Below are 25,144 nucleotides of genomic sequence, written 5' to 3'. Positions count from 1 at the left end.
GGCCAGGCCTTCGACCTCGGGAACGGGGCGCGCCCATGGGTGGACACGCACGGAACCCAGGGTGTCACCTCATGCCGCCCTGCCCGCCGATGCGCGATGTCACGGCGGCGAGCACCGGGGCGAGCACCAGAACGAGGGCGAGCCCGAGCAGCAGACCGTACAGCGGCGGCCCCGGTCGGCAGATGCCGGACGTGATCAGAAGCGTCGTCGCCGCGGCCGGGGGGTGCTCGGCGTCGCACACGTGCAGCAGGAAAAGAGTGAGTCCGACACCCACGGCCTGGGCGCAGATCTGCAGGACGGTTTCCTGATGCTGCTCCGCAATGGACGGATGGCTCCACAGCCCAAAGGCGGCCAGAGAGGCCAGCCCGACGGCGACCGCCAGGCCGTGCCCGGTCACCGCGCTGCGCAGCCGGGCACTCTCCGATTCGGGATGAGCCAGCAGCAGGTACGCCGTCGGACCGAGCGTCGTGGTGAGGGCCACCCAGCCGACCGCTCGGCCGATCATCCCGACACCCGCGAGGAGCAGGGCGGACAGGAGGAACAGTCGTACGCCGCCAAGCAGCAGACCAGGCACGGCGCCGAGGCGCCCGGAAGGCGGGGGCACCGCCTGACGCCCCGTCACGTCCACCTGCCCGCGGCGCGGGTGTCGGCGCTGCCGAAGGGCCCGCTCGTCATGGTGACCTCCTGGTGTCCTACCACCTGGGTGTCCACCCGTCGGACGGGCCAATCACAGGGGACGGCTCATCACCGGTTCGGCCTGCCCGCCGGCGCGCTTTTCCGGGACCACGGGGCGTCCCGCCCGGTCGCGCGGTGCGGCCGGACGGTCGGCGGCGCGCTTTAAGGACGCGGCGACCCGGCTGCCGGAACGCCGCGCTGCCTCCACACTGAAACCCCCGGTGCGCAAGTGGGTCCTCAGGGTCACGGCCGCCACCGCACTGGGCGCGGCGCTGACCGCGGTCGGCGTCCGGATCGTATGTCGATGAGAAGCCCGGTCGAGTGAACGCGAGCCGGGAGATTTCTTGAGGAGCGGTTGCCGGTGGACCAGGAGCGCGGGCCGGGGAAACGCTTCGCGCCTCGTGTGCTTGGGCCTGGACATCGGCGCGCCGGAGGTACCGGAGATTACCGACGTCGTGTGGAAGCTGTCGGCCGGTGACTTGGTTCACGCGGACCTGGCCTCATACGGGTGGGCAGACCCTCACCTGACTGGCGTCGCGGAGGAGTGGGAACGCGCCCGGACCAGTGAGATCGGCTGGGTTGCGGTCTGCCCGCACCCACATCCCGTGGGCGGAGGGCGGCGTCGCCCACAGGTCACGGGGGGCAGCACTTTGTGGCAGCTGGTAGTCCGTCCCGCATCAGTGTCACTGGCGCACAGCCACAACCCGCAGCAGACGCACCGAAACCGGTACGACCGGTCTGAGCGTCGACGATGCGCCCTCTACGAGGGTTTCCGCTCCGTTATCGGCAGCAGGCCCACCACCGTGCGACGAGGCCACGGGCCCGGAGGAGGAGCCAAGGGAGAGCCGGACAGCACGGCCACGGCGCCACCCGGGAAACGCCTCGGCAGGACTCTCATCGCGCATCGCAGGAGAACGCGTGTATCCCTGGATGAGTGGTGAGGCGCACCATCTTCGGAAGGAGCTGCTCATGACTAACCCCGATTTCTACTCCCGCGATCGGCCGGACGACGGTGACCTTCCAGAAGATCGCCCCCGGGGTGGAGGCCCTGAAGACAGCCCCAAGCGCGGCCACCGGCTCATCTTGATCCTTTTCATCGCCCTCGTCGTCATCGTGCTCATCGGCACCATTCTCATTTTCTGATCCCAGCGACAAGACCCTCCCTCACGGGCAGCATGCGACCGGCCCGTTCGGCGCATCTTGAAGGACCGCCGGCCGGGCCCCGCAACAGCGGTCAAGCGAGCGCACGGTCGTTCCATGCTCTGGCCCCTGTCCAGCTCCCGGCCAAGGCGACCAGCGGCGCGGCCGGCCCGGGGCTGCCGTGCTCACCAGGCCTCACCTCCTCGCTCGGTGGACGTGCCGGCGCCGCGGCACACGCCACCGGACGCCCGACCCTGAGCCGCGTCAGCAAGGTCGCGGCCGCGTCGGCCGGTCATCTCTCCATGGCGGCTCTCATCAATGACCTCGGCAGGCGGGGGCGGTTCATGAAGATGCTGCGGGTGTTCACAGTGACCTCGCCGATGAGCGTGGGCTCGTGGATCCTGGCAGGTTCGTCCCCGCTGCCAGTGCCGCCGCCTTGTTCGAACTGACCGGCCAGGCGCCAGGAAACGGGCCCGGGGTCCTGCCCCAGTTCACCGGCGGGCCCGGTAAGAAGGTCCCGCCGAGGAGGCCCACCGGGCTGCACCGCCACCTCCTGGTGCACCCCTCGTTGCTCCGAACGGCCGCCCGGCTGGCGGCAGCGAGCGTGGTTCGGCCGGAAGCCGCCCTGAGGCGGCGCGACAATTGGGAGGGCGGCCCTCCGCCGTCTCCATCGGCACCGTTGTGAGGGCCTCCCGCAGCTGCCGGTAGCAGGACCCCAGTCTCCGGGACACCTGGCCCTGCGAGATGCCGACGGCATCCGCGATCTGCTGCTGGGTGTTCTCCCGGTAGAACCGCAGATACAGCACGCGGCGTTCCAGTGCGGTGAGACGTCGCACGGCCGAGGTCAGGGCCACCACGTCGACCACGTGGTCGATGTTCCGGTCGGCGGAGCCGGCACCGCAGGCTGCCGAGTGCGCCTCCCCTCCGTCGCCCGCACCGTCCATCGACACCGGACGGCATACCCGTGCCGCACGAAGGGTTGCAGTGACCAGAGCCGTCTCCATGCCGAGGTACGCCGCGATCTGTTCCGCTCCGGGCGATACGCCCCCGGACCGCTGCTCCAGTTCCTCCAGGGTCCGAAAGACCGGCCCGGACGCTTCCTGAAGGGGCCTGGGAAGTCGAACCGCCGGGACGCGGTCCCGGAGATGCCGTTTGATTTCGCCGACGATGGTGGGTAATGCGTAAGCCAGGAACGGGTGCCCTCGTGACGGGACAAAGCCGTCGACCGCCTTGGTGAGGCCGACCGAAGCAACCTGGACCAGATCGTCGGCCTCCTCTCCCTGCCCGTGAAAGCGCCGGGCCACCCGCCGCGCAAGCGGCATGAGGGCCAAGATCGTCGCCGCCCGCACACCTTGTTGCCGCGGACCCGGCGGGCACCGACTGAGGTCGCGCATCATCGCGTCCATCCACTCGGATGAACGTGCAGCGCCCGTGCCGTGGACCGGCCGCGCCGAACGGGCGTTGGTGTGCCTGTGCATGGGCTCTGTGGATCCTTCGCATGGGAGGCGAACCCGTATCGACAGATGCCGCACCGAGATGGCATGGAACCGCTTTCGGCCGACCCGCTTTCTCGTCGACTCCTGTTCTTTCGTCGCCAGACAGGAAGAGGGCCAAACCCCCGTCACCCGGTCGGCTCGCGTCCAGCCGGCGATACGCACCCGGCGAGCAGTCACACCTCCCTCACCCCAGCCCACACCTGCACGACTGGGCCACCAGCTTCTTCGCCTCCGGGCGCCCCCGGCGACCCATTTCCCGTACAGCCGTTCAGTGCGATCCTCGATCCCGGCCGGCGGCGCCGCTTACGCAACGGTGAGCCCACGCGGGGTGAGCCGCCGCGTTGGTCAGCCGCTCAGCAGCCGTGGGGTCTCCTCGCCAGGAATATGCGGCCGGCTGTCGGTGCCCTTGACCACTTTGACGAACTCGACGACGCACCACCCCTTGCACACCTTCTCGGCGAGGCTGGTGAGGTACTTCGGCAGCGCAGTCATGATTGGCTCCTCCTTCCCCGCGGCGTTGCATTTCGCGTCGTTCTTCTCGCACAATCGGCCCGCCGTACTCGCCGTTCCCCCACCACCCTCACTTATCACCGCACCGCCAACGGTGGGTTGATCAGCGGCCACCGTACTGTCCCGGCCTCGGAGATCGTCAGAAGCCGGAGAGCCGGTGAGAGCGGACCACGGCAACCAGACTGCAGACGACGAGTGCCGCAGCCCACGGGGTCAGGTCGCGCAGCGGCCCGGGAACGTCGGCCCCCGTCTGCCAACCGCGCGGGGACACCGTCCCCTTGGGGTCGTACACGACAGCAAGCGCGTCTCCGGGCCGGGTGGCCTGCCCGCAGCCGCGCCAGATGCGGACCTTCAGCGGTACGCCGTCGGCATCCGCCACCGAGCACAGGTACCGGGTACGCCCGCCGTCCGCCGCCCGGCCGTCCTCGACCGACGTCACCACCACTGACTGCACCAGTCCACGTTCCGCCAGCACCATGCCGGCGGCGGCCTGCGGAGCCTGCAACGCCAGGCACACGCCGAACAACGCGGCGATGCCGACCAGCGCACGCCCCGCTCGCAAAGAGGAGAGATACAGCGCAAGGGCTACGGCGCACACCAAGCCCGCCTCACCGTCGGCAAGCGAGGGCCTGCCCACCCAGGCGCCGAAGAGCGTCGTACCGACGATGACCCCGGCAGCGAGGATCCCCACGAGGGTCCCTTTCCGGACCAGCCACCAGGGCGGCAGTCCGACGAACTCCGCAGGCCCCCACACCGTGGCGCGGAGATGCGCCATGAGGTGTGGTTCAGCCAGGGGCAAGGGCCGACGCCTTCGGCGCACGATTGCCACTCCTTGCATCATTCCTCTGTCCACCGGCGGCGACCTGTGCGACCGCCGCGCGAACGTCATGCCTCCGTCGGGACACGCTCGGGGACGTTTTACCGGAGGGGGTGACGAGGCACGGCCCGGTTTTCCTTGCATTATGCAAAACATGCAGGTCTCGGAAAAGGGTCCTCCGGAAACCGGCCCCCACCTGCTGCGAACGCCTGGCGCGAGCGACGGTCACACGTTCGCGCGCCATCGCCTCGTCCGCGACGTAACCGAGCGGGCGGAGACCCTGGTTCTCGACGGCGGGGGGCGCCGGGGGCTCTGCTTCCGCCTTGTCGAAGGTGCGGGGCACTCGAACGCCAGCCACTGCGTCGCGCTCAGCCACGGGGGACCTCGACACAGCGCCGGCCTCGACCCCGGCGCGAGCGGGCGGAGACTGCCACCAGCAGGCGCAATGCGGTCAGGACCGCCGGGGTGACCACATCAACTCCGTGATCAGCGCAGGGATCTCGTGATCCGGCGTGCGTCCTTTTGCCATGCCAAAGCCGCTGCTGCCTCACGCGCGGGAAACGGATATTTCTTCCGCGTGAGTGCGGTAGCGCAGCAGGAGCATGGTGGCGTCGTCGTGGAGGGGCCCGGCTGCATGACGCACCAGGTCCTCGCGCAGGCCCTGAAGGGCACGGCCGGCCTCGGGCTCCTTGAGCAGCTCGGCCCGGCTGCCCAGGGGGTAGAAGGTGCCGGCCGTGTCCCGGGCCTCGGTAACACCGTCGGTGTACAGCAGCATCTGCTCGCCGGGCGCGAAGCCTACCCGGTAGGGGGTCGGGGCGTTGCTCCCGTGGACACCCAGCCCCAGGGGAAGGGCGTAGGAAGGCGGCTCCGGGAAGTTGACGGTCCCGCCCCGGCGCACAACCATCGGGGCCGGATGACCGTAATTGAGGAAGACGACCTCGCGGTCCTCGCCGATCTCGGCGAGCACCGCGGTGACGAACTTCTTCCCTCCCAGCTCCCGGGCCACACTGCGCTCCAAGCGCTCGCCCAGCCCCACCAGGTCGGGTTCGTCGTGGGCAGCCTCCCGGAATGCACCGAGCACCACGGCGGCGGTTTCCACGGCAGCCAGGCCTTTGCCCTGCACGTCCCCCACGATCACCCGGATCCCGTGCGGCGAGGCGACCATCTCGTACAGGTCGCCGCCGATCTGCGCCCCAGCGTCCGCCGAGGTGTACGACACCGCCACCCGCAACGAGCCTGCGGTCCGCGGCACCGGCCGCAGCAGCACCCGCTGGGCCACCTCTGCGATCGACCGCACACTGGCCAGCTCCGCCTCCCGTCGAGAGCGCATCACGGCGGCCGCGATACCCACACCGGTGACGCCCGCCACCGACACCATCGCCGTGAAGCCGCGGCGCTCCTGAAACAGACCGTCGTACACCCCGAGGCCCACGCACAGCAGCAGCGCCACCACACCGATCAGTGCCGTACGCCGCCATCCCCCGACCAGCCCGGAGAACGCCGGTCCGAGCGAGACCAGCGGCAGGAACCCCACGCCCGGCCCGGCAACGACATCCGCCGCGGCCACCACGGCCATCACCGCCACCGGCATCCAGGACAGCACCGCCAAGCCCGACGTCGGCTCTTCCACGGTCATGCCTCCTCCAGCAATGTCACAGCGCATGAGAGCCGCCCGGTCGCTTCTGACACGGCCGCCTCCCCACCTTTAGACTATGCAAAGGTTCCGCGAGAAAGCAGCCCCCGCCTCTTCACCCGTGGAGGCCAGGAGCTGACATGCCCACCTCCCGGAAGGTGAGGACGCCTCGATGACCGGTCCGGCATGACGGGACTTGGGCTTCCGGGCCAAGCGCCGCCGCGTAGGCCGCGCTCTCCGTGCGGTCGCCACGTCCGGACGTCGCGGCCCTCCCCTGTCTGCCTAGACGCTCGGGCCCAACGGTGGGCGCCCCACAGCATCTCACCCCTGTCCGAGAACGTAGCGACCGCCGGAGTACGCACCGAGACCGGCCTCCCGCCCACGCCTGCTCATGCGGGTATGCCCGCACCGACGGGCCCCACCGGGTGAGCGGCACTCTGGACCGATGGTGCAGCGCTTGCCCGAAACCGCCGACAAACCTGGACGCCTCAGCCGCTTCGATCCGGCGCGGCGTCGGCCCACCCCAAGGGATGCAGTTCCGGGACCTCCACAGACGGCTCGCCGCCCGCGTCATTGAAGGCGGTGAGCGCTTCGATGAGCGCGGAGCGCTGCTCAGGAACGAGACGTTCGACGATGGCGCTGATCTCCGCACGACGGCGGGTAGTGACGTCTTCGACGGTGCGTCTGCCTTCGTCGGTGAGCTGGAGCAGGGTCTCGCGCCGGTTGTCGGGGTTGGCCTGCCGGTCCACCAGACCGGCCACGATGAGGCGGTCCACCATGCGCATCGCGGTCGAGGGGGCGACCTGGAGCAGTTCGGCCAGCACAACCAGCTTGGTGGCCCCTCGCGTGGAGAGGACCACCAGCATCCGGAACTGCGGGAGCGTCACCCGATCCTCGACCTCGCCGAGCGACCGCGCAGACACCGCGACCAACAGCCTTGACGCCGTGAGCACCGCTCGGGTCACCGCATCCACATCATCAACACCCCTCGCCGGGGTTCCGCACTCGACCATCCCCCATTTCTACCCTCCAGCCGCACTCGTGGCCCCATCAGGACACCCCAGAGCACGCCACCACCATCACCAACTCCGCCACACAATCCGGGGTTTCCCCGCGTGCCGAGAGATCGATGCTCGATTCGCTCCCCCCGAGACGGGGCCTCGCTCATTGGCGTGAAGCGCCTGACCCTGGGATCGCGGCGCGCCCGGTGCTATCGCGACGACACTCCGGAGCGCCGTAACCCTCGTAGCCCGGGTCCGCATTTTAGACTATGCAACTGTTGCACTGACCAAAATCCATTCCCGGGCGTCTCGCCCTCTCCGCACGCCGGCCCGCGACTTCGCCCTGCGCCCTTCGGCCTGGAAGGAACCCATGACGTACCACTTCTCGACCAGTGAACGTCCCCCCCTCCCCACCGGATGGCGACGCATTGTGGCTCAGCTGCCGATCCGTCTCTTCCGGGCCGGACTCGGCCCGCTGTTCGGCAAGCGACTGCTCCTTTTGCATCACACCGGCCGGCTCACCGGAATCCGTCGCCAGGTGGTCCTGGAAGTGGTCGCACACGAGCGGGACGGCGACAGACGCAGCTGGATCATCGCCTCAGACTTCGGTCCGGCGTCGGCCTGGTACCAGAACCTGCGCCACTCACCCCAGACGACGGTCCAGTGCGGCAACCGCCGCTACGCTGCGGTGGCCTACTTCCTCTCTCCCGAGGACGGCAGCGCCATCATGGCCCGTTACGCACCAGAGCACCCGCGACTGGCTCGCCGGCTGTGCTCCTTCATGGGGTTGGAAGTGGACGGCAGCGAAGCCGCCTACCGTCAGGCGGGGCGACGCATCCCGTTCGTCCGCCTTGAGGCGACTCCTGAACGTCAGCTCGTATAGACCGAAGGGCGGCCCGCCAAAACGGACCGCGCACCCTTGTGTCCCGTAACCCTCCCCTGTCCAGCATGCTCACCAAAAGTGCCACTTGACGCCCTTGCGCGTGTGCATGGGCCGCCAGCAGTGAGTCGGAGGCGGGCGGCAGCGCAATCCCGCATGTTCCGTCGCTGGGGCCGTTCTTCGTCCTGCTCGCCCCCCCGTCGTCGGCGAGCTGCCGTACGGACCGGTGGTCGACCTGTTCGCCAGGCGCCGTGGCACGCATCGTCAGGCCACGATCGGTCGTGGCTACCCCGAACGCGGCGCGCCCTCGGCCGCTCTGGCGCAGAGCACCACGGAGGATGCAAGGGCACCCCGGCCCAAGGGGCCGGCGAACAGGAGCTCAGGCACACGGAGCTCGGCGGCGGGGCGCGGGTGGCATGGATGCTTGACACGCGGAACACCGGTGAACCCGGCCCCTAACTAACGGAAAGACGAACGGAGCATCGGCAAGGGAACGATCGCCCCATTGCGAGCAACCCGCCAGATAGAAATAAATGGGGCTCTCACCGGGAAAATGGTGAAGTTTGCGAACTTGCAGTAATCCCCCTAGTTCATACATATCGGCACAGTCCTCCGCTGCCGCCTGACCACGCGAGCGGCTGCCACACCGCCTGCCGTCCGCGACACCCTCGTGAAGGGGACTCACGCCCATGCAGCTTGCCCATGCGCCCGCCCCTGTCGTGGTCCTCACGGACGTCGCCGTCATCCTGCTGTGTGGGATCGCTCTGATTCCACTCTGCAGACGGCTGCGCCAGCCGGTCATCGTCGGCGAGATCGCCGTCGGCATCCTGCTCGGGCCCAGCGTCCTCGGACAATTGCCTGGCGACCTGCCCCATCTGCTCTTCCCGGAAGACGTCCGCCCCTACCTGGGCATCATCGCCGACATCGGCATCGTCTTCTTCCTGTGCGCGGCTGGCTGGGAACTTGACCTCGGTGCCCTGCGCGGACGGGGCCGCGCCGTCGTAGCCGTCTCCGGTTCCTCCATGGCCTTCGCCCTGTTCTGCGTGACCGCCACCGCCTACGCCGTCCAGGCCATCCACCCCGCCCTCCCCGCCACCGGCGTTCATCCGCTCACCTTCTCCCTGTTCGTCGGCACCGCCTTGTCCATCACCGCCTTCTCCGTACTCGCCCGCATCCTGCACGAGAACGGGCTGCACAACACACCGGTCGGCACCACGGCCACAGCCGCCGCCGGTGTGGGCGAGATCTTCGCCTGGTGCGGCGTCACCGCCGTGATCACCCTGGGCAGCGGTGGCAGTACCGGACAGCTCACCCGCACCGTCGCCGAACTCACCGCCTACGGCCTGGCCATGGCGTTCCTCGTACGCCCGCTACTGCGCCGTCTCGCCGCACGCACGTGGCTCGTCGAGCATCCCTCCCTCGCCTTGGCCACCGTCTGCGCCGGTCTCTTCCTCTCTGCGAGCGCCACCGCCTGGATCGGTGTCCACGCCGCTCTGGGCGCTTTCGCCTTCGGGGTGGCCATGCCGAGGCTGGACCCCGCCTCCCGAGCCACCATCGCTGCGCCCCTGCACCAGATGGGTTCCCTACTGCTGGCCGCATTCTTCGTGGTCACCGGCCTCTCCGCCGACCTGACCACGCTCAGCGGACTGGGTATCCTCAGTGCCGCACTGCTGCTGCTGGCCGCCTGGGCGAGCAAGTTCGTCGGTGCCGCCCTGGCCCACCGCGTCTGCGGTGCCGCCTGGCGGGAAGCAGGAACAGTCGGCGTCCTGGTGAATTGCCGTGGCGTGACCGAACTCGTGGTCCTGGCCCTCGGCCGCGAAGCCGGGTTGATCGGCGACAAGCTGTTCACCATGCTCGTCCTCGTCGCGCTCCTGACCACTGCTGCCGTCACCCCCCTCGTCCGTCTCCTCAACCCACATGCGGAGACCACCCCTCAGCTCGGGCCCCTGCCCGCGCCCCGCCACGCACAGGCCTCGCATCCCACGCCGCCCCCGCCCCAGCAGAGCTGAACGGTTTCGAGGCTGCGTGCCGCTCGCGCCTGCGCTGCCGCAGCCGATGGCCCGTGAAAACGTCGTGGACGCCGCACTCACGGGCGGGCCGCCACCAACGCCCTGCGCATCACGGCCGCCGGGCGTGGCCGCCGGACTATGCATCGGCGCCGAGCTCCGCACCTGCGCGGGCCGCGCCGAGCCGCGGGTTGACCTATCGCACAGGCCAGTGCCGACGCAATTGCCCGTAGGTCCGCTCGCTCCACCACCCGCAGCCCGATGAACAGTGCGGCGGTCGCCTCCAGCAGTCCAGCCCGGTCCAGTCCGCCCCGGGCCACCGGTTCGCAGCCCATGTCCCGCACCCGCTTGCGTGCCAGCACGAGTGCCGCCTCGTCGTCCCGCAGATCGGAACGATCAGGGGCGGACCGTCGAAGACCGGCGGGGCATCGGGAAGGACGTCGCCCGCCTGTGCCCGCTCGTCCGCCATCATCAGCGAGGTCGGTGCTCACGGTATCTCAGGGAGTTACTCAGGGGAGGGTTCTCGATCCGCGCGTCGCTCCGCAGCCACACAGCGCCGCTCGACGAGTTCAGCTGTTCCTGCTCGACGACTTCTCGCTACAGCAGCAACTCTCCAGTTCCGAACGGGAGGACCGCTCCGCCGGCGAGGCCGAGCACGAGGGAGAGAGCTGCGCCGGCGTAGGCGGTGGTGGCTGCCCAGCGGCCGAGGACGGCGTGGCCCTGTGCGGGTGCGGAGGCGGTGGCGGTGAACAGGGGGGCCAGCCAGCGCAGGTAGTAGAAGAGGGAGGCGACGGTGTTGGCCACGGCGAGGGCTGCGAGCCAGGCGTAGCCGCCATCGATGGCGGCGCTGAAGACAACAAGTTTGCCGAGAAAGATGCCGCTGGGCGGGGTGCCGACCAGGCCGAGGAGGCATACGACCAGCACGGCGGCGAGGCCGGGATGGCGGCGGGCCAGGCCGCGGTAGTCCTGCAGGGTGCGTGCCTGGGGCAGTTCGGTGACGACAGCGAAGGCACCGAGGTTGGTGGCTGCGTACGCGGCCAGGTAGAACAGCAGGCCCTGGAGGGCGAGTTCGGTTCGCGTGGCCACGGCGAGGGCCATGAGGAGGTAGCCGACCTGGCTGATGGTGGAGTAGGCCAGTAGCCGTTTGACGGAGGTCTGGAAGAACGCGGCCAGGTTGCCCAGGGTCATGGTGGCGGCAGCGAGGACCGCCAGCAGCAGGGGCCAATTGACGCCGGTGTCGGCCAGGGCTTGGTGGAGCAGCCGGTATCCGGCGATCAGGCCGCCGACCTTGGGCAGGGTGGTGACGTACGCAGCGACGGGGGCCGGCGCGCCGTCGGTGACGTCGGGAACCCAGAAGTGGGCGGGCACGGCTCCGGCTTTGAACAACAGCCCCGCCAGGACAGTCACCAGGCCGACGGTGACGAGCCCGTACGGCGCAGCCGGAAGCGTCGTACGGAGTTCCCGGTAGAGGGTGGCGTGGCCGACGCCGTAGAGGAGGGCGATGCCGGCCAGCATGGTGACACCGAGCAGGGCGCCCATCAGGTAGTACTTCAGGGATGCTTCCGTGCCGGAGGCGTCCTTGGCGAAGGCGGACAGCGCGTAGGCGGGGATGCTGGCGAGCAGGTAGGCGGCGAAGAGCATCAGGTTGTCGTTCGCACCGATCAGAGCCAGGGTGCCGGCCCCCGTCATCAGCAGCAGCACCCAGTACTCGGTCTGGCGTTCGTGGCCGCGGACGGTTTCCACCGACATGGTGATAACCATCAGCAGGGCGCCCAGGACGATCAGACGGCCTTCATCGGTGGCCGCATCGACGGCGAAAGCCCCGGAGAACACGGTTTGTTCCCGTGCGGTGGCCATGGTGAACGCGGTCCCGGCCAGTCCGGAGACGCAGGCGATGACCGCGAGGGCTGCGACGATCCACTGGCGGTGACGCGGCAGCCAAGAGCCGGTCAGCAGGCCGATGACGGCAGCCCCGGTCAGTACCAACTCGGGCAGCAGCGCTGGAAGGTTCTCGTTCACCGTGCCACCAGCCTTGTCACGGTGCGGCTGGCTGGTTCGATGACGTCCAGCAACCAGCGGGGGGCGACGCCGATGACCAGGGCCGCTCCCAGCAGCGTTACGGTCGGGGTCGCCTCGCTGCTGCGCAGATCCGTAATTCCGCCGGTGGGGATGGTCGACGGCAGGCGGGAGGCGCCGAGAAACATGGCGCGCAGGGCGCGCAGGAACAAGGCGGCGGTGATGAGGATGCCGGTCAGCGCAATGGCAGTGGCCACGGTCTGGGAAGCGAGGGAGCCGGTGAAGATCTGGAATTCGGCGATAAAGCCCGAGAAACCGGGGATACCGAGGCTGGCGAACGCGGCGACGGCAGTGACGGCGGCAAAGCGCGGCGCAGGGCCGGCCAGTCCCGCGTACGACTCGATGGCGTAGGTGCGGCCACGGTCGTAGAGGATGCCGGCGAGCAGAAACAGAGCACCAGTGATCAGACCATGGCTGACCATCTGGGTGACCGCACCGGTCACCGCCAGCGAGCGGGCCTGGGGGCCACTGCCGGCGAGCGTTCCGGCGGCCCCGACGGCGAGGATGACGTAGCCCATGTGGTTGACCGACGTGTACGCGATCATGCGTTTGAAGTCGGTCTGCGCCAGCGCCACCAGCGCCCCGTACACGACGGAGACCGCTCCGATGACGACGATGACCAGGGCGTAGTGGCGCCAGGAGCCGGGAAGCAGGGGCATGGCGATGCGGACGAACCCGTAGGTGCCCATCTTCAGCAGGATTCCGGCGAGGATGACCGAGCCTGCGGCGGGAGCGTCGGTGTGAGCGGGCGGCAGCCAGGTGTGGAACGGCACCGTCGGCGTCTTCACGGACAGGCCGACGCCGATCGCCAGCAGGACCAGACCCGCGTACAGCCCGTGCCCGGCCAGCGGGTTGGCGCGCGTCAGGTCAATGATGTCGAAGGTGCGCGGGGTGGCCGCCAGATACAGGCCGATGAAGCCGAGCAGCAGGACGAGGGAACCGAGGAAGACGTAGAGGAAGAACTTCAGTGCTGCCGCCCGGGCACGCTCGCCGTGGCCCCAGCCGGCGATGACGAAGAACATGCCGACGATGGAAAGGTCGAAGAAGACGAAGAACAGGATCAGGTCCAGTGCGACGAACAGTCCGAGGCAGACGGTCTGCAGGAAGAGGAACAGGCACACGTACGAGCGCACCATCTTGGTCTCGCGCAGCGAGTACCCGGCAACGGCCAAGAACAGCAGGCAGGTCAGGGCCAGCAGGGGCAGGGAGAGGCCGTCGACGCCAACGTGGTAGCCGACCCCGACGCCGGGAATCCAGCGCATGCGCTGCTCGTACTGCATTCCGCCGCCGTCGTCGAAGCCGGCCCACACGGCGATGACCAGGGCCAGGTCGGCGGTGGCAGCGGCGATCCACACCCAGACGTACATCCGGTCGGGCAGGGTGCGCGGCCAGAGCAGCAGCACAGCACAGACCAGTAGCGGCAGGAAGGTGACGACACTCAGCACAGGGGTTACCTCACCAACAGGACGATCAGGGCGAGCACGGCGAAGCCGACGGCAGCCTGGGCGTAGTACTGGTGCAGCAGCCCGGTCTGCGGGCGGCGCGCCCACCGGCCAAGGTTGCGGGCACCAGCCGCGACGGCTCGGACGGCGGCGTCGATCCCGCCGTCGTCCACGCGACGGGCGAGCCGGGCCGCGGCCAGACCACCGCGGGCTGCCTGCCGCACGAAGCCGTCGACGACCCGGTCGTCGAAGACGGCCAGTGAACGCGCCAGTGCCAGGACGGGCCGTTGCACCACCGTCTCGGCAGCACGTTCCAGGAACAGCCACTGCTGCGTCCAACGCACCACGGGACGGGGGGACGGAGCCGGGCGGGCGGAGCCCCACCAGACCACTCCCGCAGCGGCGAGCGTCACGCCGGCGGACAGGGCCAACTCCCATGCCGCGGGCACGGGTTCAGCGGGCGTGCCGACCAGTTGCTTGAGCCAGGCCGCCGGGCCGGGCAGGGCGAGCACCCCCAGCACCGCCGCGGCTCCCGTCAGCGCCCACAGCGGGACCGGAGTCGCGGATGAGAGACGACGGGTGCCCTGCCGCTCTGTGTCGTAGCCGGTCCCCGCTTCGTCGGGCAGGGGGCGGGTGACGTACCACAGGGCCTTGACGCTGTAGACGGCCGCCACGGCCGCGGCGGCGAGCCCAACGGCGTAGAGGCCCGGGCTTTCGGCCCGGGCGGCGGCGAGGATCTCGTCCTTGGCCGCCCACAGCGACAGTGGCGGCAGCCCCGCCAACGTCAGTGTCCCGGCGGCGAAGGCAGCGCCCACCAGCCGGTAGCGGCGGGCAGCGCCGCGCAGGGCGGGCAGCTGCTTGGTGCCCAGCGCGGTCAGCCACGCTCCGGCGGCCAGGAACAGCCCCGCCTTGGTGGCGGCGTGCGCGACCAGTTGGGTGACGCCGGCTGCCACGCCGCCGCTGCCGGCGGCCAGGACCATGTAGCCGATCTGCGCGGAGGTTGAGGCAGCGAGCAGTTGCTTCAGATCGCGCTGGGCGACGGCCACGGTTCCCAGGGCCAGGGCGGTGAGTGCGCCGATCCAGGCCACCAGCGGTCCGGCCCAGGCCGTCGCGGCGAGCAGCGGGTGCAGGCGCAGCAGCAGGTAGGCACCGGCGGCGACCATGGTGGCCGAGTGCAGCAGTGCGGAGACCGGGCTGGGGCCCTGCATGGCCTTGGACAGCCAGAAGGAGAACGGCAGTTGGGCGGACTTGCCCAGCGCCGCGGTCACGGCTCCCGCGGTGATGACGTGCAGCCACGGGGAGCTCGCCTGGGGCAGTGCGTCCAGGCGCAGTGCCCCGATGTCGCCCGCGAGCGCGGCCCCGGCCGCGAGATAGAGGCCGAGGTCGGCGGTGCGGGTGGTGAGGAAGGCGACGTCTGCCGCGCGCACCCGCTCCGGTTGCTGCCACCAGTAGCCGATCAGCGCCCAGCTGGTGGCGCCCATGACCTCCCAGGCCATCAGCAGCAGGGGCAGCGTGGTCGCGGTGACGGCGACGAGCATGGCCCCGGCGAACAGCAGCATCAGCCCGAAGAACCGGCCCAGGTTCTCGCTCTCACCGAACTCCCCGGCGGAGAACAGCATCACCGCCAAGGTCACCGCGGCGACGGTGACCACCATGACCGCGGACAGCCCGTCCACCGCCAGCCCGGCCTGCATCCCGGCGAACAGCGGCGCGCTCACCTCGGGCCGTTCCACCGCCGCTGCCACAGCCAGCACAAGCGTCACCAGGGCCGCAGCCCCGCCGAGGACCGGAGCCGGACGATTGACGCCCCTGCCCGCCATGCCGAGGACGGACCCGGTCCCCAAGGGAACGGCGATCAGCAGCCGAAGCAGCGCGCTCACCCCTTCAGGTCCTGAGCCGTGTCGGTCATGTCGACCTGCCGGGCCCGGTAGAGAGCAGTGGTGACGGCGAAGCCCATGGCCATTTCCACCGCCATCGCCACCACCGCCGCCACAATCACCACCTGGCCACTTGGTGCGGACGGGGCGAGGAAGTGCCAGAAGTCGGCGGCAGCCACGATCACCCCGCCGATCATGAGCTCGATCCCCATCATGATCATTACGATGGACTGCTGCGACAGTGCACCGAACAGACCGATGCAGAACAGACCAGCGGCCAGCACAAGGATCAGCTGGAAGGTCATCGGCCCACCCCTCCCCCGGCCGGGTCATTCGCAGGCCCCTGAGCAAGGTCGTCGCCGAATCGGTCGTAGCGCCCCCGGTGGGTGGCCAGCACGGTGGCGCCGACCATGGTCGCCAGCAGCACCAAGCCCAGCGTCATCATGGTCAGCATCTGAGATCCCATCAGCGACATACCGACCTGAAAGGTGGTGTCCTTCGGTCGGGCCCCCGTGCGCTTCGGCCACGGCACCGCGAAGATCCCGGCGACCAGCGCGGCGAACACCACCGCGCTGACGACCAGGGAGCCGCGCTTGTTGTGGAGCATCGACATCGGCATCAGGCCGGCCGGATTCATCATGTAGGCGATCATGAATACAGCCATGATCACCATCTCCATGACCATCATCAGCACGATCACCACTCCCAGATAAGGCAGCCCCAGTACGCTCACCACGCCGCCGACGCAGCACAACGAGGTCAGCAGGGAGAAGGTGACGCGGGCCATCGAGTCGAGAACGAACACCAACACACCGCCGGTCAGGGCGAGCACGCCCAGCACTCCCAGCAACACCAGGTCCGTCGTACTCATCACGTGGTCCTTCTTCCCGTCATCGGTTCAGATCGACCAGGGCCGGCACCAGTGCCTGAACGATCGTCAACGGGACGAGCACCACCCAAGCCAGCTCCACATACCGGTCCGCGCGAACCACGGGCAGCCGCCGCAGCCCCACCACCAACACAGCTAGCACCAGCAGCGTCTTGACCAGCGACCATGCCCAGGCCGGTAGTCCCGGCCCGGCGCCGCCGCCGAGAAACAACGGCACCGCCATCGCCGCCCCGGAGGCCAGCCACAGCCACCGCCCCGCCTGCAGAAGCAACCGGTCCGCCCCCGATGCTTCGCTCAGCACCCCACCGGCGAGGTCACGGCCGGCCGGGTAGGCGAACGGACCGAGGAAGCTGAAGGCGAGCACCCCTGCCAGGTAGACGAGGAAGGCAACCGGCATCCACACCGCGTACCACAGGCCGTGTTGGGCGGCGGCGATGTCGGCCACGCGCAGGGACTGTGCCCCGGTGGCGGTCGAGATGAGTCCGAACATCAGCGGCAGCTCATACGCCAACCCCTGGGCCAGGAACCGGTATCCGCCCACGAGGGAGAAGGCTGCGTTGGGACCCCACCCCGCCAGCCACAGTCCGGCCCAGGTCAACACCTCCATGGCGTTGAACCACACCACCCCGACCGACAGATCGGCCACCACTGCACGGCCGAACGGAATCACCAGCGTGGACAGCACCGCGGCCACCGGTACGGTGACCACTCCGGCCCGCCACAGCAGCACATCCGGAGCGGGCAGGCGCCGCGGCTGCGCCAGCAGCGCCCGGGGCACGCCGAGAAGCGGGCGCGCCACGACCGCAGGGGTAAGGGGCCGGCCCGCGTCGCGGGCATCGAGCACCGCGTTGCCGACCACCGCCAGCAGGGCCAGAGCGAGCAGCATCGCGGGGGCCACAAGCAGCGTCCACCACGCCCCCGCCTCAACCACGGCTGCCCATCTCCCGTCGTGCGAAGGAGAGTTCGTCCAGGTCCGGATCGAGGCTGGCCACGATGAGGCGGGCCGCGGCCAATTCGGCCCCGGTCAGCAGACCCGGCAGCAGCTCGATCAACGCGGCCGACGGCGGACCGTCGTTGCTCCAGCGGCCGCGGGGGCTTTCGTCCACCGCCGGTTGCAGCAGTGACGGCTCCTCCAGCCACCCCACATCACGCCGGACGTCGGCGAGCCACTGCCGGTAGCGGTCGGTCACGTCCCCACCGGCGCGGGCCGCCGGGCCGCTCACCCCGGCCCTGCGTGCCTCATCCCGACTCACCCTGCCCATCCCACGGGTCAGCCAGGCCAGCGTCCGCGACCGGCCGACCCGCCGGACGAAACGGTCCAGCCGGGGCCCGACCGCCGCACCGGAAGCACCGCCGAGCAGATCGTCGCGCAGCCGACGGGCCACGACCGCCTGGGCCGGCCAGCCGGCCACCGACAGCAACCGGGCCAGACTGTCCAGATGCGCTCCCGCCCGCCGCCGGGCCGCCTCCCCCACGCTGATCGGCTCGCCCCGCGCCGCACGCAGCCACGGCTGCACCCAGAACGGCTCGGCGGACCTGCCGCTGGGCGTGAGCGGTTCCTCAAGGTCGGCTTGCTGGATGACGTCGCCCTGCAAGGTCAGCTTGACCGTCAGGCCGGGTGGCCAGTCGGCCAGCAACGGCCCCAGCGGGACGTGCATCTGGTCCAGCGCCAGACCGTCGCGGTCCTCACCCCGCTCGGCCATCGGCAGCCCGCCCGGCATCGCCACGTCCTCACCGCCATGTCCGCCATGCCCCTGCTGACCGCCCTGGCCTTCCTCGCGCTTTCTTTCCTTGCGGCGAGCGCCGCCGGAAGAATCTTGGGAGTGCGGAACGCCGTCAGCGCCGCTACGGCCCGCCTCGGCTGACGCTTGAGCTCGCTCCCGCCACCCGGACCGGGAACCGAGCTGCGTCCGCCCGGTCTCCAATGCGGTCTCGACGTCGTCGGCATCGGGCGCGTGCACGCGGGCGCGGGGCGCGGGCAGGTCCTGCCAGAGCCGGTCCAAGGCCGCGTGCAGGTGTGGGCAGTCAGGTCCCACGATGAGCAGCAGATCCGCCTGGGCCGGTGTGGCGGCCAAGGGCCAGTCCCACCGCCGCACCACGTGCTCCGCTGCCAGCCGTGCAGCCGTTCCGCCCGGCAGCGGGGCCAGCAGCACGTGCGGCCGCGCACGGGCAGCCCGTAGGGCGAGTGCGGTCATGTCCATCGCAGTGCGCCCTCCCGCCAGGCGTGGGCGACACCGGCGAGCAGAACCGCCAGGAAGACGAACATCTCGATCACTGCGCTGGGCCCCATGGCAGAGATCACCCGCGTCCACGGGTACATGAAGACCATCTCCATGTCGAAGGCCAGGAACAGCATCGTCACGGTGTACCAGCGCACGTGGAAGCGGCTCACGGCGTGCTCGACGGGCTCCATGCCTGATCCGAACGCCGCGGCGACCACCGGATCGGACGACAACCGCGCAGCCCAGGCCGCCCAGTAGACGGCGGCAACGGCCAGCGCGGACACACCCAGCAGCGACAGCACCGCGGTGGTTCCGCTCATCCCGCTCCTCAGCCCTGGTGGATGACGGGCAGGCAGTCGGAGTTGCGCCAGGCCGGAAGACCGGCGAGTACCGCATGGCGCGGCGTGGCGCTTTCGGCGGCCAACTCCATCTCCTCTCCGCTGTGTCCGATCTGGTCGGGTGCCCCCGAGAGGTATGCGTATGCCAAGAGGGAAACCGACGTCCGTACGAGAATCCCGACTTCGGACGCGGAGGAGGGTGCGGCACGCCGCGTTCGAGGAAGTTCTCGCATGGCCCGAAGCCGTGCGGGCGTCGGCAAACGGACGTGCGCGCGATCATTCGCGGACAGTACGTTGATCACTTGAGGCGCCGTCGATGGACCAACCTGTAGGCCCGTTCTGTTGGACGCCGGGCACCATCGGTCGGACCAGCTGACCGGTGCGCCCCGTTGTGGTCGACGGAGGCGGCTTCCTCGACCAGGTAGGCCGGCTGTGGCACTCGGGGCAGGACGCCCATGGCCCCGCGGCGTCGTAGCCGGGGCCGAAGAAGTCGATCACGTGTAACCCTGAGTGCGGGGGCGGATGCCCTCTCCACCACCACGACGTCCCGGCCGAGGGTGTCCAGACGCTGGGCGAGGGCGAGGCCGGCGATTCCGGCGCCGCAGATGACTGCCCTCATGCGAAACCAACCCTCGCCTTCCCATTGTGTCCGGCTGTCCGGTGACGAACGCAGATGTGCTGCGCGAGCTGGTGCGATCTCCTCTGCGAACGGGTGGGACGTCGCTGCCTCAGGTGGTGGCGGGTTGGTGGAGTGCGCGCAGAGCACTTTGGTGGGTCAGCCAGCCGAGCACGTGTCCGTGGTCGGGGTCGAGTACGGGAAGGCCGGTGCCGGGCGCGGTGACCAGGGCGTGCAGGGCGGTGGACAGGGGCATGTCGGCGGTCACGGGCGGCGTCGGTTCGGCGAGGTCCCCTGCGGTAGCCGGTGGTTCGACGTCACCGTCGGTGCGTTCGGCGAGCGCCTCGGCCGTCGCCCGGGCGGTGAGCGTGCCGAGGTAACGCCCCTCGGCGTCCACGACGGGCAGCGCGCCGTGATCGGACAGGCGCAACCGGTCCGCGGCCTCCGGAAGTTCGGCGGTCGCGGGCAGGGGCACGGGAAACCCCTCCATCACCGACTCCACACGCTGGGCGCCGAGACGGGCTCCGGGTGCCGGAGCATTCAGGTCGATGCCCCGGCGGCGGAGCTTGAGGGTGTAGACGGTGTCGCGGGAGAGCAGGCGGCTGGTGAGCGTGGCCAGGACGATGGCGAGCATCAGCGGCAGGATGATCGAGTACTGGCCGGTGAGCTCGAAGAGGATGACGACGGCGGTGATGGGGGCGCGGGAGGCGCCGGCGAAGACGGCACCCATCCCGACCAGGGCGTAGGCGCCCACCGCCCCTGCGGTACCGGGCAGCAGCTGGTGGGTGGTGGCGCCGTAGGCGGCACCGAGCATCGCGCCGATGAAGAGGCTGGGGGCGAAGACGCCGCCGGATCCGCCGATGCCGATGGTCAAGCTGGTGGCGAGGATCTTGCCGACGAGCAGGAGGAGCAGGAATCCGGCGACGTATCCGCCGTGCGCGGCCTTCTCCAGGACGGGGTAGCCGACGCCGTACATCTCCGGCAGCACCAGCAGGACGACGCCCAGCAGGAGGCCGCCGACGGCAGGTCGGAGCCACTCGGGCCCGCGCCAGGCCCAGTCGCAGGCGTCCTCGATCCAGTACAGGATGCGGGTGAATCCGACGCCGATCGCGCCGGCCACCACACCGAGCACCGCGAAGAGGCCGTACTGGCCGAGGTGTGCGACGTGGAACGGCGGCAGGACGAGGAAGGCGTTGTCGCCGAACGCGGCCCGGCCGATGATGCTCGCGGTGACGCTGGAGAGCACCGTGGCACCGAACGCCTCGACGCTGAAGGTCGCCAGGATCAGCTCCATGGCGAAGAACACGCCGGCCAGCGGCGCGTTGAAGGTGGCCGCGATGCCACCGGCGGCCCCGCAGGCCACCAGCAACCGCATCCGGTCCTCGGACACCTTGACCACCCGGCCCAGGGTGGAGCCGAGAGCGGACCCGATCTGCACGATGGGACCCTCACGGCCGACCGAACCGCCCGAGCCGATGCACAGCGCCGAGGCCAGCGCCTTGACCACGGAGACCTGCGGGTTGATCCGGCCGCCTCGCTGGGCGACCGCCAGCATCACCTCCGGTACGCCGTGGCCGCGGGCCTCCTTGGCGAACCGGTCGACCAGAGGACCGTAGAGCAGCCCCCCAACGACCGGTGCCAGCAGCACAAAGAACGCCCCCAGCCACGGCACGTGCGGATTCGCGCTGCCTCCTGCGCCCGCGTAGTCCTGGTGACCGGAGAAGAGGCGGGTGAAGGTCACGATCAGCCAGCGGAACGCGATCGAACCGAGCCCGGCACCCGCCCCCACCGTCACGGCGAGGGCGAGCAGGCCCCACGGAGCGTTCCGCAGACGTGCCACCGGCGACGCGGACCGGGTGGTGAGGGCCACAGGCTCGGCGGAGGTCGGGGCGGGCTCCATCGCGGCTACTCCAGTCATATTTTCCTCTCTCGCTCTTTTTGCATTATGCAAATGTTGTCAAGTGCGCCCCCGAACGAGGTAGAAATGAGCATGATCAGGCGTAAGGGGAGACATCAGGGCATGGGCGACGTCGATGCGGTGACCCGCGCAGTGCTCACCGCCTCCCGCGTCCTCGTGGGCGTGTCCGCACGCTCACTCTCCGCGGTCGAGGGCAAGGTCACCCTCCCCCAGTTCCGCCTCCTGGTGGTCCTCTCCGTACACGGCGCGACCAACCTGTCCACGGTCGCCGAACTCCTCGGGGTCAACCCCTCCACGGCCATGCGGATGATCGACCGGCTGAACGCCGTCGGCTTTGTCGATCGCCAAGCCAATCCCGACAACCGGCGCGAAACCCTGATCCAGCTCACCACGGACGGACACCGCATCGTCGACGAGGTCACCACCCGCCGCAGGGAGGAAATCGCGGCGATCGTCGGCCGCATGGACCCCGAACAGGGCACGGCCCTGGTCGAGGCGCTCACCGCCTTCACCGAGGCGGCGGGCGAACCCGCTGTACCACCGGCCGGCCACGACGCCTACCCGCTGGGCTGGGCCAACGACCCGGCACGCTGAACCCGAGCTGCTCACCGGAGCCGTGGCCACCCGAACCGTTCACCGACCCGACCGCCTCACCCGCCGCTCCAGCCCGGCTTTCGCCGCGACCGCCTCCTGGCCGACCGCCTCACCCTCACCACCACCGCTGGCCCGACCGGTCCAGAAGCCGGGCGCCGATCACCGCGGTCCGCAAGGCGTAGCGATGCGTCGGGTCTGCCGGTTCCGCGCGGTTAACTTGTCGGTGCACTCCGGTCCGTAGGTGAAGGCGCGTACGCTCAGCGACAGCCGCCGCGCGGCCTCGGCCGCCACGCACCCCGTGCCGAAACAGGTGCCGAGGGTGTCGATAAGTGGCTGCGCACCGCCCCGGACCTGCTGAAGCGGTCGAAGGTGTTGAGTACCAGGAGCCGCGCCGCTCCGCCTCCCGGTATCGAGGACGTCGAGGTCAGGCGGAGGCGGCCTGCCCGCCGGCAAAGAACGATCTCCTGCCCCGTGGGCTCCTCCAGCCCAGGGAGGCGTTACGAGACCGGAGTCAGCCGGTCCGCCCGCCCCGCAGCGTATCGGCACGCTCCCACTCCAGGGCCCACTGCCTCAGACGACGTCGCTCCAGCAGGGCACGCAGAATCCGGGCACCGGCCCACACCACACCGCCCACCGCCACCGTCGCCCCGACGCCTGCCACGCCGGCCTGCAGCATCGCGCTCGACCGGTCCGGCGGCTGGGAGACGAGGTCACCCCGGGCACTCGTCCAGAGCGGCACCCGCGTACCTGCGGAAGCATGCGGGATCACGCTGATCCAACCGGTGCGCGCACCGCCGTCGGGCGCCTTCCAGCGGACCTCGGCCTTGGCCCGGTTGCCGTCCCCGGTCCGTGTGGTCACGGTGTCCACGGCGTTCCTCATCAGCACCGCCACCACCTCGCGGCGCCCGGACCGCTCCTCCTCGAAGCTCCGCTCGGCCATGACCGCGGTCACCAGGCCCACAGCCGCGCCGCCCACCATGCCCAGGACCCACGCCATGAGCAGGAGCCAGGCTTCGACGAGATCGCTCGTCCGCCGCAGCGGACTGCGCCTGAAGCGCCACCACCACACACGGGCGCTTCCCAGGTGTCCGAACCTCTCCACCATCAGCCGACACCCCTTCACGAGCACCAGCACCTCACCCCGCTGCCCGGCCGCTCCATCGAGACGGCTCCACCGGGGAATCATGAGAGTACGGAATGCGCCGCGCTGTCGGAAGGGGCTGATCACAGCCGGATGCGGACCGTCTCCGCGGCGAAGAGCAGGGGGCGCTGTCGAAGCCCGATCATGTCGTGCAGTTCCCAGGCGGCCGGGCGACTGGGCCGCCTTCGAAGGCTCCGTCTGGCGCACCGAGATCCTCGCCGGGCTCGTCGTCGCGCTCGCCCTGATCCCCGAGGCGATCAGCTTCTCGGTCATCGCCGGGGTCGACCCGGCGATCGGCCTGTTCGCCTCCTTCACGATGGCCGTCACCCTCTCGATCGTCGGCGGCCGACGCGCGATGATCTCCGCGGCGACCGGCGCCGTCGCCCTGGTCATCGGCCCGCTCAACCGCGAGCACGGCTTCGGCTACCTGGTCGCCGCCGTCATCCTGGGCGGTGTCTTCCAGATCCTGCTGGGCGCCCTCGGGGTCGCGAAGTTGATGCGATTCGTGCCGCGCTCGGTGATGGTCGGCTTCGTCAACGCCCTCGCGATCCTGATCTTCATGGCGCAGGTCCCGGAGATGACCGATGTGCCCTGGCCGGTCTATCCGCTGATCGTGGGCGGGCTGGCGCTGATGGTGTTCTTCCCGAAGGTCACCAGGGTGATCCCGGCGCCGCTGGTCTCCATCATCGTCCTCACGGTCATGACCGTCGCCGCCGGGATCGCGGTGCCTACCGTCGGCAACAAGGGCGCCCTGCCGTCCTCGCTGCCCACCCCGGGCCTGCCCGATGTACCGTTCACGCCCGCCACCCTCACCACGATCGCGCCGTACGCGCTCGCCATGGCGTTGGTGGGCCTGATGGAGTCGCTGATGACGGCCAAACTCGTCGATGACATCACCGACACCCGCTCCAACAAGACCCGCGAGTCCATCGGCCAGGGCATCGCCAACATCGTCACCGGCTTCTTCGGCGGCATGGGCGGCTGCGCCATGATCGGCCAGACCATGATCAACGTACGGGTCTCCGGCGCCCGCACCCGCCTGTCCACCTTCCTCGCGGGCGCGTTCCTGATGGTGCTGTGCATCGTGTTCGGCCCGGTCGTCTCCGACATCCCCATGGCTGCCCTGGTCGCCGTGATGGTGATGGTGTCGTTCGCGACGTTCGACTGGCACTCGATCGCGCCCCAGACCCTCAAGCGGATGCCCGCGGGCGAGATCACCGTCATGGTGCTCACCGTCGCCGTCGTGGTCGCCACCCACAACCTGGCCATCGGCGTCGTCGTCGGCACCCTCACCGCCATGGTCGTCTTCGCCAAACGCGTCGCCCACCTCGCCGACGTCACCGCTGTCGTCGACCCCGACGGCACCCAGGTCGTCTACCGGGTCACCGGTGAACTGTTCTTCGCCTCCTCCAACGACCTGGTCACCCGGTTCAACTACGCCACCGACCCCGACAAGGTCGTCATCGACCTGTCCGCCACCCACGTCTGGGACGCCTCCTCCGTCGCCGCCCTCGACGCCATCGAGACCAAGTACGCCCAGCGCGGCAAGACCGTCGAAATCACCGGGCTGAACGACCCGAGCGCCCACCTCCACGGCAAACTCAGCGGCGCACTCGCAAACAGCCACTGACCCGCCCCCAATGCCTGTTGGCCGCCTCTCGTTCCGGAGGCGGCCAACGGCTTCCGGTGCGGCGATGCGAGACGCGGGTGAACCGCGAAGCGCCAGGTCGTTACACACGACAGCCGAAGGCCGCCCAGGAACCCGGCGAGGCTCGGTGCGCTAGGAGATGTCTTCAAATGTCACGCCCACATCAGGAGCGAGGCGAGGGTGACGGCGGCCTGGTAGGACTCGGTGGTCTTGTCGTAGCGAGTG

At 69.8% G+C, this 25,144-nt stretch carries 23 protein-coding genes and 2 pseudogenes; 5 read left to right on the top strand and 20 right to left on the bottom strand.

Annotated features, from left to right (window positions below):
* Positions 1 to 64 precede the first annotated feature (64 nt).
* Positions 65 to 574, bottom strand: a complete 510-nt coding sequence (locus ACGF4C_RS37810) for an HPP family protein (RefSeq protein WP_393572946.1) — start codon at positions 572 to 574, stop codon at positions 65 to 67.
* Positions 575 to 1,644: 1,070 nt separating this feature from the next.
* Between ACGF4C_RS37810 and ACGF4C_RS37805 the strand changes: the two genes are divergently transcribed.
* Complete coding sequence (locus ACGF4C_RS37805; RefSeq protein ID WP_393572944.1) at positions 1,645 to 1,818, top strand: hypothetical protein; 174 nt, start codon at positions 1,645 to 1,647, stop codon at positions 1,816 to 1,818.
* 488 nt (positions 1,819 to 2,306) lie between these two features.
* Here ACGF4C_RS37805 and ACGF4C_RS37800 read toward each other — a convergent pair whose 3' ends face one another.
* The 5 genes from ACGF4C_RS37800 to ACGF4C_RS37780 all read right to left on the bottom strand — a co-directional run bounded on the left by ACGF4C_RS37800 (position 2,307) and on the right by ACGF4C_RS37780 (position 7,284).
* Positions 2,307 to 3,293: a sigma-70 family RNA polymerase sigma factor gene (locus ACGF4C_RS37800; protein WP_393572942.1), complete on the bottom strand. Its 987-nt coding sequence runs from the start codon at positions 3,291 to 3,293 to the stop codon at positions 2,307 to 2,309.
* 363 nt (positions 3,294 to 3,656) lie between these two features.
* Entirely contained in the window at positions 3,657 to 3,803 is a 147-nt protein-coding gene (locus ACGF4C_RS37795) for a hypothetical protein (RefSeq protein WP_393572940.1), read from the bottom strand.
* 157 nt (positions 3,804 to 3,960) lie between these two features.
* A complete protein-coding gene (locus tag ACGF4C_RS37790) occupies positions 3,961 to 4,596 on the bottom strand; it encodes a hypothetical protein (RefSeq protein ID WP_393572938.1) in 636 nt (211 codons plus the stop codon).
* Between the two features lie 589 nt (positions 4,597 to 5,185).
* The gene (locus tag ACGF4C_RS37785) at positions 5,186 to 6,274 is read right to left on the bottom strand and encodes a PP2C family protein-serine/threonine phosphatase (RefSeq protein ID WP_393572936.1); all 1,089 of its coding nucleotides are present in this window, start codon (positions 6,272 to 6,274) and stop codon (positions 5,186 to 5,188) included.
* 485 nt (positions 6,275 to 6,759) lie between these two features.
* Positions 6,760 to 7,284, bottom strand: coding sequence for a MarR family winged helix-turn-helix transcriptional regulator (locus tag ACGF4C_RS37780; RefSeq protein ID WP_393572934.1), 525 nt, complete (start codon positions 7,282 to 7,284; stop codon positions 6,760 to 6,762).
* Positions 7,285 to 7,642: 358 nt separating this feature from the next.
* Between ACGF4C_RS37780 and ACGF4C_RS37775 the strand changes: the two genes are divergently transcribed.
* Both ACGF4C_RS37775 and ACGF4C_RS37770 read left to right on the top strand, forming a co-directional pair.
* Positions 7,643 to 8,155, top strand: a complete 513-nt coding sequence (locus ACGF4C_RS37775; protein WP_393572932.1) for a nitroreductase family deazaflavin-dependent oxidoreductase — start codon at positions 7,643 to 7,645, stop codon at positions 8,153 to 8,155.
* A gap of 686 nt (positions 8,156 to 8,841) precedes the next feature.
* A complete protein-coding gene (locus ACGF4C_RS37770; RefSeq protein ID WP_393572930.1) occupies positions 8,842 to 10,161 on the top strand; it encodes a cation:proton antiporter in 1,320 nt (439 codons plus the stop codon).
* Between the two features lie 191 nt (positions 10,162 to 10,352).
* Here ACGF4C_RS37770 and ACGF4C_RS37765 read toward each other — a convergent pair.
* The 12 genes and pseudogenes from ACGF4C_RS37765 to ACGF4C_RS37710 form a co-directional block, all read right to left on the bottom strand.
* Positions 10,353 to 10,600: pseudogene (locus tag ACGF4C_RS37765) on the bottom strand (NADP oxidoreductase); the annotation flags it as partial.
* A 155-nt stretch (positions 10,601 to 10,755) separates the two neighbouring features.
* Positions 10,756 to 12,177 carry an NADH-quinone oxidoreductase subunit N gene (locus ACGF4C_RS37760; protein WP_393572928.1) on the bottom strand — a complete coding sequence of 474 codons (1,422 nt, stop codon included), beginning with the start codon at positions 12,175 to 12,177 and terminating at the stop codon, positions 10,756 to 10,758.
* Entirely contained in the window at positions 12,174 to 13,679 is a 1,506-nt protein-coding gene (locus ACGF4C_RS37755) for a NuoM family protein (RefSeq protein WP_393572926.1), read from the bottom strand. Before ACGF4C_RS37755 ends, ACGF4C_RS37760 begins: the two co-directional genes overlap by 4 nt.
* Positions 13,680 to 13,684: 5 nt before the next feature.
* Positions 13,685 to 15,556 carry an NADH-quinone oxidoreductase subunit L gene (locus ACGF4C_RS37750; RefSeq protein WP_393572924.1) on the bottom strand — a complete coding sequence of 624 codons (1,872 nt, stop codon included), beginning with the start codon at positions 15,554 to 15,556 and terminating at the stop codon, positions 13,685 to 13,687.
* A complete protein-coding gene (locus ACGF4C_RS37745; RefSeq protein ID WP_393572922.1) occupies positions 15,553 to 15,858 on the bottom strand; it encodes an NADH-quinone oxidoreductase subunit NuoK in 306 nt (101 codons plus the stop codon). Before ACGF4C_RS37745 ends, ACGF4C_RS37750 begins: the two co-directional genes overlap by 4 nt.
* The gene (locus ACGF4C_RS37740; protein ID WP_393572920.1) at positions 15,855 to 16,424 is read right to left on the bottom strand and encodes an NADH-quinone oxidoreductase subunit J; all 570 of its coding nucleotides are present in this window, start codon (positions 16,422 to 16,424) and stop codon (positions 15,855 to 15,857) included. The genes ACGF4C_RS37745 and ACGF4C_RS37740 overlap by 4 nt, the downstream gene beginning before the upstream one ends.
* A 19-nt stretch (positions 16,425 to 16,443) precedes the next feature.
* Positions 16,444 to 17,373 carry an NADH-quinone oxidoreductase subunit H gene (locus ACGF4C_RS37735; RefSeq protein WP_393572918.1) on the bottom strand — a complete coding sequence of 310 codons (930 nt, stop codon included), beginning with the start codon at positions 17,371 to 17,373 and terminating at the stop codon, positions 16,444 to 16,446.
* Complete coding sequence (locus tag ACGF4C_RS37730; protein ID WP_393572916.1) at positions 17,366 to 18,643, bottom strand: hypothetical protein; 1,278 nt, start codon at positions 18,641 to 18,643, stop codon at positions 17,366 to 17,368. Before ACGF4C_RS37730 ends, ACGF4C_RS37735 begins: the two co-directional genes overlap by 8 nt.
* Positions 18,634 to 18,984: an NADH-quinone oxidoreductase subunit A gene (locus ACGF4C_RS37725; RefSeq protein WP_393572914.1), complete on the bottom strand. Its 351-nt coding sequence runs from the start codon at positions 18,982 to 18,984 to the stop codon at positions 18,634 to 18,636. The genes ACGF4C_RS37730 and ACGF4C_RS37725 overlap by 10 nt, the downstream gene beginning before the upstream one ends.
* A gap of 8 nt (positions 18,985 to 18,992) precedes the next feature.
* A complete protein-coding gene (locus tag ACGF4C_RS37720) occupies positions 18,993 to 19,151 on the bottom strand; it encodes a hypothetical protein (RefSeq protein ID WP_393572912.1) in 159 nt (52 codons plus the stop codon).
* A gap of 149 nt (positions 19,152 to 19,300) precedes the next feature.
* The gene (locus ACGF4C_RS37715) at positions 19,301 to 19,621 is read right to left on the bottom strand and encodes an NAD(P)-binding protein (protein WP_393572910.1); all 321 of its coding nucleotides are present in this window, start codon (positions 19,619 to 19,621) and stop codon (positions 19,301 to 19,303) included.
* A gap of 109 nt (positions 19,622 to 19,730) precedes the next feature.
* On the bottom strand, positions 19,731 to 21,536 hold the full coding sequence (locus tag ACGF4C_RS37710; RefSeq protein WP_393572908.1) for a chloride channel protein: 1,806 nt from the start codon (positions 21,534 to 21,536) through the stop codon (positions 19,731 to 19,733).
* 102 nt (positions 21,537 to 21,638) lie between these two features.
* Here ACGF4C_RS37710 and ACGF4C_RS37705 point away from each other — a divergent pair, with 102 nt between their 5' ends.
* The gene (locus tag ACGF4C_RS37705) at positions 21,639 to 22,130 is read left to right on the top strand and encodes a MarR family winged helix-turn-helix transcriptional regulator (protein ID WP_393572906.1); all 492 of its coding nucleotides are present in this window, start codon (positions 21,639 to 21,641) and stop codon (positions 22,128 to 22,130) included.
* A gap of 115 nt (positions 22,131 to 22,245) precedes the next feature.
* Here ACGF4C_RS37705 and ACGF4C_RS37700 read toward each other — a convergent pair.
* Both ACGF4C_RS37700 and ACGF4C_RS37695 read right to left on the bottom strand, forming a co-directional pair.
* Positions 22,246 to 22,547: pseudogene (locus ACGF4C_RS37700) on the bottom strand (PucR family transcriptional regulator); the annotation flags it as partial.
* A 94-nt stretch (positions 22,548 to 22,641) separates the two neighbouring features.
* Positions 22,642 to 23,235 (bottom strand): hypothetical protein, encoded by a 594-nt coding sequence (locus ACGF4C_RS37695; RefSeq protein ID WP_393572904.1) that lies wholly within the window; start codon positions 23,233 to 23,235, stop codon positions 22,642 to 22,644.
* Positions 23,236 to 23,314: 79 nt separating this feature from the next.
* On the opposite strand from ACGF4C_RS37695, the gene ACGF4C_RS37690 reads away from it, so the two are divergent.
* Entirely contained in the window at positions 23,315 to 24,901 is a 1,587-nt protein-coding gene (locus ACGF4C_RS37690; RefSeq protein ID WP_393572902.1) for a SulP family inorganic anion transporter, read from the top strand.
* Positions 24,902 to 25,144 lie beyond the last annotated feature (243 nt).

The sequence above is a fragment of the Streptomyces sp. NPDC048197 genome, from assembly GCF_043202395.1.
Lineage (GTDB): Bacteria > Actinomycetota > Actinomycetes > Streptomycetales > Streptomycetaceae > Streptomyces > Streptomyces siderophoricus.
Note: the sequence above shows the minus strand (reverse complement) of the source record. Positions and strands in the feature narration are given on the sequence as shown.